The sequence below is a fragment of the Enterobacter cloacae complex sp.6700776 genome (assembly GCF_048284255.1).
GTDB classification, from domain to species: domain Bacteria; phylum Pseudomonadota; class Gammaproteobacteria; order Enterobacterales; family Enterobacteriaceae; genus Enterobacter; species Enterobacter intestinihominis.
Genome location: NZ_JBLVYK010000001.1, coordinates 534,801 through 550,017, shown reverse-complemented (window position 1 = coordinate 550,017; position 15,217 = coordinate 534,801). Strand labels below are relative to the sequence as shown.

12 protein-coding genes are annotated in these 15,217 nt (G+C 55.6%); 10 read left to right on the top strand and 2 right to left on the bottom strand.

Annotation, left to right across the window (positions count from 1 at the left end):
* Positions 1–154: 154 nt before the first annotated feature.
* Together yddG and ompC are read left to right on the top strand one after the other, a co-directional pair.
* Positions 155–1,030 (top strand): aromatic amino acid DMT transporter YddG, encoded by an 876-nt coding sequence (yddG, locus tag ACNQ0T_RS02770; protein WP_417929514.1) that lies wholly within the window; start codon positions 155–157, stop codon positions 1,028–1,030.
* Positions 1,031–1,657: 627 nt separating this feature from the next.
* The gene (ompC, locus tag ACNQ0T_RS02765; protein ID WP_022648207.1) at positions 1,658–2,731 is read left to right on the top strand and encodes a porin OmpC; all 1,074 of its coding nucleotides are present in this window, start codon (positions 1,658–1,660) and stop codon (positions 2,729–2,731) included.
* Positions 2,732–2,775: 44 nt separating this feature from the next.
* Here the strand turns inward: ompC and ACNQ0T_RS02760 are convergent, their stop codons facing one another.
* Entirely contained in the window at positions 2,776–4,266 is a 1,491-nt protein-coding gene (locus ACNQ0T_RS02760) for an MFS transporter (protein ID WP_023306260.1), read from the bottom strand.
* 116 nt (positions 4,267–4,382) lie between these two features.
* On the opposite strand from ACNQ0T_RS02760, the gene ACNQ0T_RS02755 reads away from it, so the two are divergent.
* The 6 genes from ACNQ0T_RS02755 to narI all read left to right on the top strand — a co-directional run bounded on the left by ACNQ0T_RS02755 (position 4,383) and on the right by narI (position 13,275).
* On the top strand, positions 4,383–4,958 hold the full coding sequence (locus ACNQ0T_RS02755; protein WP_161177215.1) for a TetR family transcriptional regulator: 576 nt from the start codon (positions 4,383–4,385) through the stop codon (positions 4,956–4,958).
* Between the two features lie 210 nt (positions 4,959–5,168).
* Positions 5,169–6,554: a NarK family nitrate/nitrite MFS transporter gene (locus tag ACNQ0T_RS02750; protein ID WP_058646716.1), complete on the top strand. Its 1,386-nt coding sequence runs from the start codon at positions 5,169–5,171 to the stop codon at positions 6,552–6,554.
* Positions 6,555–6,621: 67 nt separating this feature from the next.
* Positions 6,622–10,362, top strand: a complete 3,741-nt coding sequence (locus ACNQ0T_RS02745) for a nitrate reductase subunit alpha (protein WP_161177214.1) — start codon at positions 6,622–6,624, stop codon at positions 10,360–10,362.
* Positions 10,359–11,903 carry a nitrate reductase subunit beta gene (narH, locus tag ACNQ0T_RS02740; RefSeq protein WP_023306263.1) on the top strand — a complete coding sequence of 515 codons (1,545 nt, stop codon included), beginning with the start codon at positions 10,359–10,361 and terminating at the stop codon, positions 11,901–11,903. Before ACNQ0T_RS02745 ends, narH begins: the two co-directional genes overlap by 4 nt.
* A complete protein-coding gene (narW, locus tag ACNQ0T_RS02735) occupies positions 11,903–12,598 on the top strand; it encodes a nitrate reductase molybdenum cofactor assembly chaperone (RefSeq protein ID WP_022648213.1) in 696 nt (231 codons plus the stop codon). Before narH ends, narW begins: the two co-directional genes overlap by 1 nt.
* The gene (gene narI, locus ACNQ0T_RS02730; protein ID WP_022648214.1) at positions 12,595–13,275 is read left to right on the top strand and encodes a respiratory nitrate reductase subunit gamma; all 681 of its coding nucleotides are present in this window, start codon (positions 12,595–12,597) and stop codon (positions 13,273–13,275) included. The genes narW and narI overlap by 4 nt, the downstream gene beginning before the upstream one ends.
* A gap of 78 nt (positions 13,276–13,353) precedes the next feature.
* On the opposite strand, the gene nhoA is transcribed toward narI, so the two are convergent.
* Entirely contained in the window at positions 13,354–14,199 is an 846-nt protein-coding gene (nhoA, locus tag ACNQ0T_RS02725) for an N-hydroxyarylamine O-acetyltransferase (protein ID WP_161177213.1), read from the bottom strand.
* Between the two features lie 105 nt (positions 14,200–14,304).
* Here nhoA and ACNQ0T_RS02720 point away from each other — a divergent pair, with 105 nt between their 5' ends.
* Positions 14,305–14,877, top strand: a complete 573-nt coding sequence (locus tag ACNQ0T_RS02720; RefSeq protein WP_045622528.1) for a flavin reductase family protein — start codon at positions 14,305–14,307, stop codon at positions 14,875–14,877.
* Positions 14,878–15,002: 125 nt separating this feature from the next.
* Positions 15,003–15,215, top strand: a complete 213-nt coding sequence (locus ACNQ0T_RS02715; RefSeq protein ID WP_223862043.1) for a hypothetical protein — start codon at positions 15,003–15,005, stop codon at positions 15,213–15,215.
* Positions 15,216–15,217 lie beyond the last annotated feature (2 nt).

Below are 15,217 nucleotides of genomic sequence, written 5' to 3'. Positions count from 1 at the left end.
GTCAAATCAAGGTCGCCGAACTTCGCCCCCTTAATAGTCACCGCTGGTATGATTTATTACTCCTTTCGGGTTAACCGCGAAACAGAAAATTCGCCTGGTGAATGGGTTAGATGCTATAAGTTTACCCTTTGATTTTTATGAGACTGGCAGGGTAATGGACAGAAAAAGAGCAACGCTGATTGGCCTGGTGGCCATACTGCTGTGGAGCACCATGGTGGGTCTCATCCGCAGCGTCAGTGAGGGACTTGGCCCGGTGGGGGGCGCAGCGATGATCTACACCGTCAGCGGATTATTGTGTCTGGCGACGGTAGGTTTCCCTGATATTAAACGGTTTTCGAAAGGCTATCTCATTGCGGGCAGCGTCCTGTTTGTCAGCTATGAAATGTGCCTTGCCCTGTCGCTTGGCTTTGCCGCGACGCGCTCGCAGGCAATTGAGGTGGGCATGGTCAATTATCTCTGGCCAAGCCTGACGATTTTGTTCGCCATTTTGTTCAACGGACAAAAATCCACCCTGTGGGTGATCCCCGGCTTAGCGATCTCCCTGTTGGGCGTGGGCTGGGTCTTAGGCGGCGAAAACGGGCTGCACGTTCACGACATCATGCTAAACATCGTTTCCAGCCCGCTGAGCTACGGGCTGGCATTTGCCGGTGCCTTTATCTGGGCCGCCTACTGCACCGTCACCAGCAGGTATGCCAGAGGGCAAAATGGCATTACTCTTTTCGTCCTGCTGACCGCCCTGAGCCTGTGGGTCAAATATGCCGTCAGCGATCAGCCCGAAATGGTATTCAGCGTGCCGGTAGTCGTGAAACTGTTGATGTGTGGTGTTGCCCTTGGCTTTGGCTACGCCGCCTGGAACATTGGGATCCTCCACGGTAACGTCACTGTGCTTGCGGCCGTCTCCTACTTCACCCCGGTACTCTCTGCCGCGCTGGCGGCTATTATGCTGAGCTCTCCGCTTTCATTCTCATTCTGGCAAGGGGCATTAATGGTTTGCGCCGGATCATTACTTTGCTGGTATGCCACCCGCTAATAGTATTTTAATTTTACCGGGCACGAATCATGCCCGGTAAAAATTAACATTATTTTAATATGTGATCACAGTAAAGAATATTATTTATAACATTCGTATGTATTTCTATTTCTGTATAGAGTACTCATAAAAAGTCAGATCCGTTGTGGAAATTGACATAAACTGACAACGCGTGTAATTAATTCAACCCCAATATTCCCGCGCTATATAGCACATAGTGCAATAGTTTATTTCTGGATGTTTCTTTTAAAAAGCAGTTGCTGGCTTCCGGATAAATCCACAACCCACTGTTTTAAAAGTCAATAACGCGCCCCATTCCTTGACATTATCTGCCAAGCCCTTTTATCTCCCTCTAAAAACAAAAACGCATGGCAACTATTTCCAGCCTTATTATCGTGTTTTGTTAATAATCAATTTATGTATATAAATTAACCTTATTGAGCGATTTAAGGGAAATTTATCGGATCAGGATCACACTAATTGAAATTATCTTTAATATTTTGAAACTTATTATTGAAAGCAGTCTACGGAATTTTAAAAATAGTCTGCCATTGACGATAAGCCTCGTTTAAAAATCGCTCAGGTGGCTTAGGAAATACCTAAATAAAATTATAAGGGTTAGTTAAGATGAAACTTAAATTAGTTGCAGTGGCAGTGACTTCCATGTTGGCGGCTGGCGTTGTTAACGCGGCTGAAGTTTTTAACAAAGACGGTAACAAACTGGATCTGTACGGCAAAGTTACTGGTCTGCACTATTTTTCTGATGATGCTGGTAGCGACGGCGACAAAACGTACGTTCGTCTGGGCTTCAAAGGTGAAACTCAGATCAACGATCAACTGACCGGATACGGCCAGTGGGAATATGAGTTCAAGGGCAACCGCTCTGAAGCTCAGGGTTCCGACGGCAACAAAACCCGTCTGGCCTTCGCTGGTCTGAAATTCGATGAATTCGGTTCCTTCGACTACGGTCGTAACTACGGTGTTGCTTATGACATCGGCGCATGGACTGACGTTCTGCCAGAGTTCGGTGGCGATACCTGGACGCAGACTGACGGCTTCATGACCGGTCGTACCACTGGCGTTGCCACCTACCGTAACACCGACTTCTTTGGTCTGGTTGACGGCCTGAACGTGGCTGCCCAGTACCAGGGTAAAAACGACCGTTCAGAGATCACCGAATCCAACGGTGACGGCTGGGGTCTGTCTTCTACCTATGAATTCGACGGCTTCGGTGTGGGTGCGACCTACGCGAAATCTGACCGTACTGACCGTCAGGTTCGTGCTGCAAGCAACCTGAACGCCGGTGGCGAAAACGCAGAAGTCTGGGCTGCTGGCCTGAAGTACGATGCGAACAACATCTACCTGGCAACCACCTACTCTGAAACCCGCAACATGACGGCGTTCGGTAGCGGTCACGTTGCCAACAAAGCACAGAACTTCGAAGTTGTGGCTCAGTACCAGTTTGACTTCGGTCTGCGTCCATCCATCGCTTACCTGAAATCCAAAGGTAAAGACATCGGTTCTTATGGCGACCAGGACCTGGTTGAATACGTTGACGTTGGCGCGAGCTACTACTTCAACAAAAACATGTCCACCTACGTTGATTACAAAATCAACCTCGTGGATGACAGCCAGTTCACCAAAGATGCCAAAGTGGCTACCGACAACATCGTGGCTGTAGGTCTGACCTACCAGTTCTAAGATGTGTTAGTTCAAAAGGCCAGCCCTCGCGGCTGGCCTTTTTTTTACTGCTGCCCTCCGACCTTCGCCAGACTAAACCAGATCCCGATCGCCAGAATCATCAGCATGGCTCCCGCACTGCCCAGGGCCACGCTGTGCGAGGTGATGAACGCGGTTTTCGCCGCCGTCATCACCGGCTCGGCCAGTGACGGCGTCAGTTCCTGCGCAACCTTCATCGCTTCACCGATGGACGACGAGGCTTTATCGGTCAGCGACGCGCTCAGCCCCTGCGGCAGTACAATTGACGCCGAAAAGCTGCGGGTTAACAACAGACCGAAAATGGCGATCCCGAGACCAGCGCCCAGCTCGTAGGACATGGTTTCGATCGCGCCTGCCGCGGCCGCTTTCTCTTTCGGCGCGGCAGCCATGATCGCTGACGTCGATGCCAGCAGTGCGCTGGCGGCACTGAAGCCCAGCAGCACCATCAGGCTCCACGCCTGCCACTGTTGGGTGCTGAAATCGAGCGTCGACAGGCCGATAAAACTGATCGCGCTTAGCCCCATGCCTCCGGCCGCGACAATACGCAGCCCCAGACGCCCGACCAGCACACCCGCGATCGGCCCGCTAAATCCGCTCGCCACCATCACCGGCAGCATAAATATCCCTGCTTCAAACGGCGTAAAACCATGCACGAACTGCAACTCCTGCGCCATCAGCAGTTCAAAGCCCACCAGCGCAATCATGGCGGTCATTGCCATGACCACGCCGCTTAAAATAATGCGATGGCAAAACAGACGCATGTCTATCATTGGCACGCGCGCGCGCAGCTGGATACGGACGAAAATAAACAGCATCACCGCCCCGGTAAGCAGCGTAGAGGCCACCATCCACGGCGACAGCACCCCTTTCAGGGCGGTTTTGGCGCTGTAGACCAGCAGTAAAATGGCGACAATCAGCATAATGGCATGGCTGATATTGAGCGGCTGCTCGGGCCGACCCTGCTGAGCAGGCACAAAGCGCGCAGCAAGCGAAACCACGATCAGCACGATCGGCACGTTAATCAGGAAGACCGAACCCCAGTAAAAGTGCTCCAGCAGCATGCCGCCAATCAGCGGGCCAAACGCCGCGCCGCCCGACCCAACGGCAGCCCAGACGCCAAGGGCGATGTTACGGTGCCGCACGTCAATAAACAGCGTGCGGATCCCTGCAAGCGTAGCCGGAATGATCATCGCCGCGCCAATCGCCAGCGACGCGCGGGCGGCAATCAGCCAGCCCGCGGACGGCGCAAAAGCCGCCGCTAACGATGACAGGCCAAACAGCACGCTGCCGATCATCAGCAGGCGCTTAAAACCTATACGATCGCCCAGCGCGCCCATCGGCAGCACCATCCCCGCCATCACCAGCGAGTAAATATCAATAATCCACAGCAATTCGTTGCCGCTGGCACCCAGCGTCATGCTCAATGTTGGCGCCGCCACGTGCAGCACCGTCGCGTCAATCGCCACCGGGATATACACCAGCACGATAATCACTAACGCTAACCACTGACGAAACATAAATTTCCTTTTCAGTTAAAAACTGGACACATGTCCAGATTGCGATCCTACGTAAAGTTGAACACTTGTCCAGCTCTTTGTTACACTCGTTTCGTTGCCATTGAGAGTGAGAAATTATGCGTTATCTGAGCAAGGACGAGCGGCGGGAAGAGATCCTACAGGCCGCAATGCGCGTGGCGCTGACCGAAGGATTTGCTGCGATGACCGTGCGCCGAATCGCTACCGAAGCGGGCGTCGCCACCGGGCAGGTGCATCACCACTTTGCGTCGGCGGGCGAGCTTAAATCGCTGGCGTTTGTCAGGCTGATCCGCGATTTGCTGGATGCTGAAATCGTTGGCGAAAACGCAGGCTGGCGCGAGCGCCTGCATGCCATGCTCGGCAGCGATGACGGCGGGTTTGAGCCCTACATTCGGCTGTGGCGGGAGGCGCAAATTCTCGCCAGCCGGGATAGCGATATCAAAGGCGCCTACGTTTTGACCATGGAGATGTGGCACCAGGAAACGGTCGCAATTATCCGCGCCGGTACGGAGGCCAACGCCTTTACGCTTGCTGATCAGCCGGAAAATATCGCCTGGCGTTTAATTGGTCTGGTATGTGGCCTGGATGGCATATACGTCTTAAATATGCCTGAAATGGACGACGCGGCATTTAATAAGCATCTGGATAAACTTATCTCCCTCGAATTGTTTTAATACTCCCATCGGAGTATTAATTTCCGCAAAGAGTTACAATTAGTAACACATAAAGCGAACCCTGATTCCCATTCCAAACTCAGGGATTCGCTTTTTTATCTATCCTTTCAGATGTATCCCATAACATCCTATAAATTTCATACGCCACTGACAGGTATCTTTCTGTTTTTCCTTCTTTTTTCTCTCCACTTCGGTAAGCAAGAGGGTGATATGTCACATCAAAGCGAGAAGAGTAATCAGCATCTGTTGAGTAACTGGAAACCGGAAAACGCGCAATTTTGGGAGAATAAAGGGAAACATATCGCACGAAGAAACCTGTGGATTTCCGTGGCATGTTTGCTTCTGGCGTTTTGCGTCTGGATGTTGTTTAGCGCTATTGCGGTAAATCTTAATAAGGTCGGATTTAATTTCAGCACCGATCAGCTTTTTATGCTAACGGCATTACCTTCTCTCTCCGGCGCGATATTGCGTGTCCCCTACTCTTTTATGGTACCGATATTTGGCGGACGTTACTGGACCGTGTTAAGCACCGTTATCCTGGTCGTACCCTGTGTCTGGCTTGGGATCGCCATTCAGAATACCGCCACGCCCTATTGGATCTTCATCATCATCGCGCTGCTGTGCGGTTTTGCCGGTGCCAACTTCGCTTCCAGCATGGGAAACATCAGCTTCTTCTTCCCGAAAGCCAGACAGGGCAGCGCACTGGGCATTAACGGCGGGCTGGGTAACCTGGGCGTGAGTGTGATGCAGCTGGTTGCGCCGCTGGTGATTTTCCTGCCGATGTTTACCTTCCTCGGCGTGCACGGCGTACCGCAGGAGGATGGCTCGACGATGTGGCTGGCGAACGCGGCGTGGATCTGGGCGCCGCTGCTGATTCTGGCCACCATTGCGGCGTTTTTTGGCATGAATGACATCGCCAGCTCGAAAGCGTCCATTGCCAGCCAGCTTCCGGTGCTTAAGCGCTTTCATCTCTGGCTGCTGAGCCTGCTTTATCTGGCAACATTCGGCTCGTTTATCGGTTTCTCGGCAGGCTTTGCCATGCTGTCGAAAACCCAGTTTCCGGACGTTAATATCCTCCACCTCGCCTTCTTTGGCCCACTGATCGGCGCCCTGGCGCGTTCGGCTGGCGGGATGATTTCAGACAGGCTGGGCGGTGTAAGGGTGACGCTGATCAACTTCGTCTTTATGGCCATCTTTAGCGCCCTGATTTTCCTGACGCTCCCCGGGTCTGGTTCAGGTAGCTTTATCGCCTTCTATCTGGTCTTTATGGGCCTGTTTCTGACCGCAGGCCTGGGTAGCGGCTCGACCTTCCAGATGATCGCGATTATCTTTCGCCAAATCACCCTCGACCGCGTGAAAAAACAGGGCGGGAGCGATGAACAGGCACAGCATGAAGCGGTGACCGAAACGGCTGCGGCGCTGGGCTTTATCTCTGCCATCGGTGCGGTGGGCGGGTTCTTTATTCCCAAAGCCTTTGGCACCTCCCTGGCGATGACCGGTTCCCCGGTGGGCGCCATGAAAGTCTTCCTCGTGTTTTACATCGTCTGCGTGCTCGTCACCTGGCTGGTGTACGGCCGCAAATCCTCACAAAAATAATAACTACCTCTTCGCCGGAGCGTGATGCCTCACCCTCCGGCCATGTTATCGAAGCAGGAGAAATGTCATGAGCAAACTGTTGGACCGCTTCCGTTACTTCAAAACAAAAGGCGACAGTTTCGCCGATGGGCACGGCCAGGTGTACCACACCAACCGCGACTGGGAGGACAGCTACCGTCAGCGCTGGCAGTTCGACAAGATTGTGCGATCCACCCACGGCGTTAACTGCACCGGCTCCTGTAGCTGGAAGATTTATGTCAAAAATGGCCTGGTGACATGGGAAACCCAGCAGACCGACTACCCGCGTACCCGCCCCGACCTGCCTAACCACGAACCGCGCGGCTGCCCGCGTGGCGCAAGCTACTCCTGGTATCTCTACAGCGCCAACCGTCTCAAGTACCCGCTGGTACGCCGCAGGCTGATCGAACTCTGGCGCGAGGCGCTGGCGCAGCATACCGATCCAGTGCTGGCCTGGGATGCCATTCAGAACGATCCACAGAAAGCGCAAAGCTACAGAAAGGCGCGCGGTAAAGGCGGGTTTATCCGCTCAAACTGGAAAGAGCTTAACCAGCTGATTGCTGCCGCCAACGTCTGGACCATCAAAAATTACGGCCCGGATCGGGTAGCCGGTTTTTCCCCTATCCCGGCCATGTCGATGGTCTCTTATGCCGCCGGTACGCGCTATCTCTCTCTGCTCGGCGGCACCTGCCTGAGCTTCTATGACTGGTACTGCGATTTGCCTCCGGCATCGCCGATGACCTGGGGCGAGCAGACCGACGTGCCGGAATCGGCGGACTGGTACAACTCCAGCTATATCATTGCCTGGGGCTCGAACGTGCCGCAGACGCGTACCCCGGACGCCCACTTCTTTACCGAAGTGCGTTACAAAGGCACCAAGACCGTCGCCATTACGCCGGATTTCTCGGAGGTGGCGAAGCTCAGCGACCAGTGGCTGGCCCCAAAACAGGGTACCGACAGCGCCCTCGCCATGGCGATGGGGCATGTGATCCTCAAAAAGTTCCACCTTGATAACCCGAGCGATTACTTCCTCAACTATTGCCGCCGCTACACCGACATGCCGATGCTGGTCCTGCTGGATGAACAGGCTGACGGTCGCGTGGTGCCGGGCCGCATGCTGCGCGCGTCGGATCTGGCCGACGGGCTGGGTGAAACCAATAATCCGGAGTGGAAAACCATCGCCTTTGACGTCGCCGGAAATCTGGTGGCGCCGAACGGCTCTATCGGTTTCCGCTGGGGCGAAAAAGGCAAATGGAACCTGGAGTCGCTGGCCGCGGGACAGGAGACCGAGCTGACGCTTTCCCTGCTCATCACCCACGACAGTGTGGCAGACGTGGCCTTCCCTTACTTCGGGGGCAACGAGAACCCGCATTTCCGCAGCGTGAAGCAGGAGCCGGTGCTGACGCGCCGCGTACCGAGTAAAACCCTGACGCTGGCCGACGGCAGCCAGAGACGCGTGGTCAGCGTGTACGATCTGGTCCTCGCAAACTACGGCCTCGATCGCGGTCTGGAAGACAGTAACGCGGCGGCAAACTACGCCGAGATCAAAGCCTACACCCCGGCCTGGGGCGAACAAATTACCGGCGTACCCGCTTACCTGATAGAAAAAATCGCCCGTGAATTTGCCGACACGGCGCACAAAACCCATGGTCGTTCGATGATCATCCTCGGGGCCGGTGTGAACCACTGGTACCACATGGACATGAACTACCGCGGGATGATCAACATGCTGGTCTTTTGCGGCTGCGTCGGGCAGAGCGGCGGCGGCTGGTCGCACTATGTCGGCCAGGAGAAACTGCGCCCGCAAACCGGCTGGCTGCCGCTGGCCTTCGCACTGGACTGGAACCGTCCGCCGCGCCAGATGAACAGCACCTCTTACTTCTACAACCACGCCAGCCAGTGGCGCTATGAGAAGCTCACCGCACAGGAGCTGCTTTCTCCTCTTGCAGACGCGTCGAAATTCACCGGTCACCTGATTGATTTCAACGTCCGCGCCGAGCGCATGGGCTGGCTCCCTTCCGCGCCGCAGCTCAACCTCAACCCGCTGCACGTTAAGGCCCGCGCCGACGCCGCCGGGATGTCGCCGCAGGATTACACCGTGCAGGCGTTAAAATCGGGCGATATTCGCTTTGCCTGCGAACAGCCGGACAACGGCATGAACCACCCGCGCAACCTGTTTGTCTGGCGTTCTAACCTGCTTGGCTCGTCCGGAAAAGGCCATGAGTACATGCTAAAATACCTGCTTGGCACCGAGAGCGGGATTCAGGGCGAGGATTTAGGCTCAACGGATGATGTCAAACCTGAAGAGGTGGAATGGCAAACCGCCGCCATTGAGGGCAAGCTGGATCTGCTGGTGACGCTCGATTTCCGTATGTCCAGCACCTGCCTGTTCTCCGATATCGTCCTGCCGACCGCCACCTGGTATGAAAAAGACGATATGAATACCTCGGACATGCATCCGTTTATTCACCCGCTCTCTGCCGCCGTTGACCCCGCGTGGGAGTCCCGCAGTGACTGGGAGATCTACAAAGGCATCGCCAAAGTCTTCTCTGAAGTGTGCGTCGGGCATCTCGGCACCGAAACTGACGTGGTGCTACAGCCGCTACAGCATGACTCCCCGGCGGAACTGTCGCAGCCTTTTGATATTCTGGACTGGCGCAAAGGCGAGTGCGATCTCATCCCCGGTAAAACCGCGCCAAACATTGCGGTCGTCGAGCGCAACTATCCGGAAACCTACGAGCGCTTCACTTCTCTCGGTCCGCTGCTGGACAAGCTCGGCAACGGCGGAAAAGGCATATCGTGGAACACGCAAAACGAAGTCGATTTCCTCGGCAAGCTCAATTACGTCAAGCTCGACGGCCCGGCCAAAGGCCGACCGCGCATTGAAACCGCCATTGATGCTTCAGAGGTGATCCTCGCTCTTGCGCCGGAAACCAACGGTCAGGTCGCGGTCAAAGCCTGGGAGGCCCTCGGCGAACTGACCGGGCGCGATCACACCCATCTGGCGCTGAACAAAGAAGACGAGAAAATTCGCTTCCGCGATATTCAGGCGCAGCCGCGCAAAATTATCTCCAGCCCAACGTGGTCTGGCCTTGAGAGCGAGCACGTGTCGTATAACGCAGGCTATACCAACGTTCACGAGCTGATCCCGTGGCGCACGATTTCCGGCCGCCAGCAGCTGTATCAGGATCACACCTGGATGCGCGCCTTCGGTGAAAGTCTGGTGGCCTATCGTCCACCGATTGATACCCGCAGCGTCACCCACATGCGCGAGATCCCGCCGAACGGCTTCCCGGAAAAAGCGCTTAACTTCCTGACGCCGCACCAGAAATGGGGCATTCACTCCACCTACAGCGAAAACCTGCTGATGCAGACCCTGTCACGCGGGGGGCCAATCGTCTGGATCAGCGAAACCGACGCGCGCGAGCTGGGGATTGAGGACAACGACTGGATCGAAGCCTTCAACGCCAACGGCGCCCTCACCGCCCGCGCGGTGGTTAGCCAGCGCGTGCCGCCGGGCATGACCATGATGTACCACGCTCAGGAGCGCATTCTGAACATTCCGGGGTCAGAAGTGACCGGACGGCGCGGCGGGATCCACAACTCGGTCACCCGCGTCTGTCCGAAACCGACCCACATGATTGGCGGCTACGCGCAGCTGGCGTACAGCTTTAACTATTACGGCACCGTCGGCTCGAATCGCGACGAGTTCATTATGATCCGCAAAATGAAAAACATTAACTGGCTGGACGGCGAAGGTCGGGATCAGGTTCAGGAGGCGAAAAAATGAAAATACGCTCACAGGTTGGCATGGTACTGAATCTCGATAAATGCATTGGCTGCCACACCTGCTCGGTCACCTGTAAGAACGTCTGGACCGGGCGCGAAGGGATGGAGTATGCGTGGTTTAATAACGTCGAAACCAAACCGGGTATCGGCTATCCGAAAAACTGGGAAGATCAGGATGAGTGGCAAGGCGGATGGATCCGCAGTATTCACGGCAAGCTGACCCCGCGCCTCGGCGGAAAAATGGGCGTCCTGTCGAAAATTTTCGCCAACCCCGTGTTGCCGCAGATTGACGATTACTATGAACCTTTCACCTTCGATTACCAGGATCTTCACCGCGCCCCGGAGGGGGATCACCTCCCTACCGCCCGCCCCCGCTCGCTGATTGACGGTAAGCGGATGGATAAGATCGTCTGGGGACCAAACTGGGAGGAGCTGCTGGGCGGCGAGTTCGAAAAACGCGCCCGCGATCGAAACTTTCAGAAGATCCAGAAAGAGATGTACGGTCAGTTCGAAAATACCTTCATGATGTACCTGCCGCGCCTGTGCGAGCATTGCCTCAACCCGAGTTGCGTTGCCACCTGCCCGAGCGGTGCGATTTACAAACGCGAAGAGGACGGCATTGTGCTGATCGACCAGGACAAATGCCGCGGCTGGCGACTGTGCATCAGCGGCTGTCCGTACAAGAAAATCTACTTCAACTGGAAAAGCGGCAAGTCAGAGAAGTGCATCTTCTGCTATCCGCGCATCGAGTCCGGCCAGCCGACCGTCTGCTCAGAAACCTGCGTTGGACGCATCCGCTACCTTGGCGTGCTGTTGTATGACGCGGACCGTATTGAAGAGGCGGCCAGCACCGAGCATGAAACCGATCTGTATGAGCGCCAGTGCGACGTGTTCCTTAACCCGAACGATCCGGCGGTGATTGAAGAAGCCCTGAAGCAGGGCATCCCGCAGAACGTCATCGACGCAGCGCAGCGTTCCCCGGTTTACAAAATGGCGATGGACTGGAAGCTCGCCCTGCCGCTGCATCCGGAATACCGCACCCTGCCGATGGTCTGGTATGTGCCGCCGCTGTCACCGATTCAGTCCTACGCGGACGCGGGTGGTCTGCCGCAGAGCGACGGTGTACTGCCTGCGGTCGAAAGCCTGCGCATCCCGGTGCAATACCTGGCAAATATGCTCAGCGCGGGCGATACCGGCCCGGTGCTGCGCGCTCTGAAGCGCATGATGGCGATGCGCCACTACAAACGCTCCCAGACGGTGGAAGGCGTGACCGATACCCGCGCCATTGAGGAAGTGGGCCTGACCGAAGCGCAGGTTGAGGAGATGTACCGCTATCTGGCCATCGCTAACTACGAAGACCGCTTCGTGATCCCGACCAGCCACCGCGAAATGGCGCGCGACGCCTTCCCTGAGAAAAACGGCTGCGGCTTCACCTTCGGTGACGGCTGTCACGGCTCCGACACCAGGTTCAACCTCTTCAACAGCAGCCGCATCGACGCGATCAACATTACCGAGGTGCGCGATCACGGGGAGGGAGAATAATGCAGATCCTTAAAATCATCGCGCTACTGATTGAGTATCCCGATGAGCTGCTTTGGGATAACCGTGAAGAAGCGCTTTCCCTGGTGGAACAGGATGCGCCCATGCTACTGCCGTTTGCGCAGCAGCACCTGAGCGCCCCGCTGCTGGATAAGCAGGCCGAATGGTGTGAAGTTTTCGAGCGGGGGCGCGCGACTTCACTACTGCTGTTCGAGCACGTTCACGCCGAGTCCCGCGATCGCGGTCAGGCGATGGTCGACCTGATGAGCCAGTATGAGAAAGCCGGGCTGGAGCTGGATTGCCGCGAGCTGCCGGACTATCTGCCGCTCTATCTGGAATATCTCAGTATCGTCAGCGACGACGAGGCGCGTGAAGGGCTGCAAAACGTCGCGCCTATACTGGCGCTGATTGGAGGCCGCCTGAAACAGCGCGAGGTAGCGCATTACCAGCTGTTTGACGCCCTGCTGTCGCTGGCGGAAACACGGCTTTCCAGCGACAGCGTGGCGAAACAGGTATCCGGTGAAAAACGTGATGATACCCGTCAGGCGCTGGACGCCGTGTGGGAAGAGGAACAGGTCAAGTTTATCGAAGACAACGCCACATCGTGCGACAGTTCGCCGATGCAGCAATATCAACGACGCTTTAGCCAGGACGTCGCGCCGCAGTACGTGGACGTCAGCGCCGGAGGCCCAAAATGACTCATTACCTGAACGTGTTTTTCTATGACATTTATCCGTACATCTGCGCCACCGTCTTCTTCCTCGGCAGTTGGTTGCGCTACGACTATGGGCAGTACACCTGGCGGGCGTCATCAAGCCAGATGCTCAGCAAGCGCGGGATGAACTGGGCTTCGAACCTGTTTCATATTGGGATTCTGGGGATCTTCTTCGGGCACCTGTTCGGCATGTTAACCCCGCACTGGATGTACGCCTGGTTTTTACCCGTCGCGGTTAAACAGCAGTTAGCCATGATTGCGGGAGGTATTTGCGGGGTGCTGACGCTGATCGGTGGGTCGATGCTTTTGATCCGTCGCCTGTTCAACCAGCGGGTGCGCGCCACGTCCACCACGCCGGATATTATCATCATGAGTATCCTGCTGCTTCAGTGCATCCTTGGGCTGTCGACCATTCCTTTCTCCGCTCAGTACCCTGACGGAAGCGAGATGATGAAGCTGGTCGGCTGGGCGCAGGGGATCGTCACGTTTAAGGGCGGCTCGTCGGAAATGCTGAGCGGCGTCGCGCCGATCTTCCGCGTGCATCTGGTGCTGGGGATGACAATCTTCCTCATCTTCCCGTTCACCCGCCTGGTGCACGTGTGGAGCGCGCCGTTTGAGTACTTCACGCGTCGGTATCAGGTGGTGAGATCGCGCCGTTGATTTGTCGGGTGGCGGCTACGCCTTACCCGACCTACGTTCACACGCCCGTAGGCCCGGTAAGGCGTAGTCGCCACCGGGCTATTTCCCTGCCTGCGGATGCGTATCAAACCCTGCCATTACTGCCGTCAGCTCTGCCAGTGTAAAGCCGTGCTTCGGGTCATCAACGCCCAGGCCAAACCGCTCCTGCATCAGCTTATATAGCGCCTCCGCATCCGGCAAATGGATCTGCTCCTCCACATGACCGTTCTGCCAGTGGGTAAAATTAAAGTTGGTCAGCGTCAGCTTGCCCCCGTCCGGCAGATGGCGACACATCAGCAGGTGATGACGAAAATGGGACTGAGGCCAGTGCGCCGACCAGAAGTTACCCATCACGTAATCGTTGAAGTACTGCGTCCCCAGGTCAAATTGGTACATTGACTGCCAGTGCTCGTGATGGCGGAATTGCAGTACCCAGTCGTTACCCTCGCTCAGCAAACGATAACTCCCGTGCGGGGTTTTCTGCTCCTCGTTGGCGATCAAACGAATCGGCGCCGTCAGCGTTTGTCCGCCAAATCCCACATCGGCGATCCAGCGCTCGCCGTTCAGCTCAACCAGCAGCAACCGGTGCGTGCGCGGCGGCATCTGCGACGGATTCGCCAGCACAACCCGCCCCAGCACGCTGCGTACCGTAAACCCAACTTCGCGCAACACCCGCTCAAACAGGCCATTTTGCTCGAAGCAATATCCCCCCCGACGCGCGGTGACCAGTTTATCCACCAGACACCCGTCGTCCAAATGGATTTCCCGCGGCAAAACGACGTCAATATTTTCATAAGGGATCGCGCAGTTATGGTGTAAATGGAGCCCCCGCAGGGTATCGATATTAACCTGTACGGGCTGCTGCCAGCCCGTGCGGGCAAAATAAGCACTCAGAAATGGGGACATGATTTGCTCCATGATGTGATATCCCCTGTTTATAAACTATTTTCCCTTATGCATATGCGCAAAAGTGCTTTTTCGGCATACTCATCGTGTACATGAGGAGATCCTATGAGCCACTTTCGTCCTGTTGAATTACGTCATGCCAGCCGTCTTCTGAATCACGGTCCAACCGTGCTCATCACCAGCCGGGATGAGACCATCGATCGTCGCAACGTCATGGCCGCCGCATGGTCTATGCCGGTGGAATTTGAACCCCCGCGTATCGCGATCGTGGTAGACAAAAGCGCGTGGTCACGGGAGTTGATCGAACGCAGCGGGAAATTCGGCATTGTGATCCCCGGCGTGGCGGCAGCCAACTGGACCTGGGCGGTCGGCAGCGTCAGCGGGCGCGACGAGGATAAATTTAACTGCTACGGGATCCCGGTTATTCATGGCCCTGAGCTTGGTCTGCCGGTTATAGAAGAGAAATGTCTGGCGTGGATGGAGTGTCGGTTATTACCTGTCACTTCTGCGGCCGAGAAATATGACACCCTGTTTGGCGAAGTGGTTTCCGCCGCGGCAGATGAACGCGCATTTGTCTCCGGACGCTGGCAGTTTGACGGGGATAAGCTGAATACGCTGCATCATCTGGGGGCCGGGACGTTTGTGACGAGTGGGAAGATGGTGAAGGCGCTGGATTGATTTTTTAATTATACCCATCTGAATTATATAAAATTTCTATGGCATTTTATGTTTATCATAACGATGTTAAACGGAGGATATTTCAGAAGCTGTTGCATAAACAATCTTTCGTAAAGGAAATATCCATGTCATGGAACAAAGATGGCGCAATATCATATGCGAAATCACACGCGCAACCCAGCAGCACGGGTTATTGTGCTCGTTACGTAACAGAAGCGATCAGAGCGGGTGGTCGATTAAAAATCCCCAACACGCGTCTGGCAAAAGATATGGGGCGCACATTAGTCAATGCAGGCTTACCGCAACATACAACCTCATTACGAACTGTTCAGGCATGATT

Excerpts from the sequence above, each read along its gene's own strand:
- yddG (WP_417929514.1), top strand. The coding sequence starts at position 155 with ATGGACAGAAAAAGAGCAACGCTGATTGGCCTGGTGGCCATACTGCTG.
- ompC (WP_022648207.1), top strand. The coding sequence starts at position 1,658 with ATGAAACTTAAATTAGTTGCAGTGGCAGTGACTTCCATGTTGGCGGCT.
- ACNQ0T_RS02760 (WP_023306260.1), bottom strand. The coding sequence starts at position 4,266 with ATGTTTCGTCAGTGGTTAGCGTTAGTGATTATCGTGCTGGTGTATATC.
- ACNQ0T_RS02755 (WP_161177215.1), top strand. The coding sequence starts at position 4,383 with ATGCGTTATCTGAGCAAGGACGAGCGGCGGGAAGAGATCCTACAGGCC.
- ACNQ0T_RS02750 (WP_058646716.1), top strand. The coding sequence starts at position 5,169 with ATGTCACATCAAAGCGAGAAGAGTAATCAGCATCTGTTGAGTAACTGG.
- ACNQ0T_RS02745 (WP_161177214.1), top strand. The coding sequence starts at position 6,622 with ATGAGCAAACTGTTGGACCGCTTCCGTTACTTCAAAACAAAAGGCGAC.
- narH (WP_023306263.1), top strand. The coding sequence starts at position 10,359 with ATGAAAATACGCTCACAGGTTGGCATGGTACTGAATCTCGATAAATGC.
- narW (WP_022648213.1), top strand. The coding sequence starts at position 11,903 with ATGCAGATCCTTAAAATCATCGCGCTACTGATTGAGTATCCCGATGAG.
- narI (WP_022648214.1), top strand. The coding sequence starts at position 12,595 with ATGACTCATTACCTGAACGTGTTTTTCTATGACATTTATCCGTACATC.
- nhoA (WP_161177213.1), bottom strand. The coding sequence starts at position 14,199 with ATGTCCCCATTTCTGAGTGCTTATTTTGCCCGCACGGGCTGGCAGCAG.
- ACNQ0T_RS02720 (WP_045622528.1), top strand. The coding sequence starts at position 14,305 with ATGAGCCACTTTCGTCCTGTTGAATTACGTCATGCCAGCCGTCTTCTG.
- ACNQ0T_RS02715 (WP_223862043.1), top strand. The coding sequence starts at position 15,003 with ATGTCATGGAACAAAGATGGCGCAATATCATATGCGAAATCACACGCG.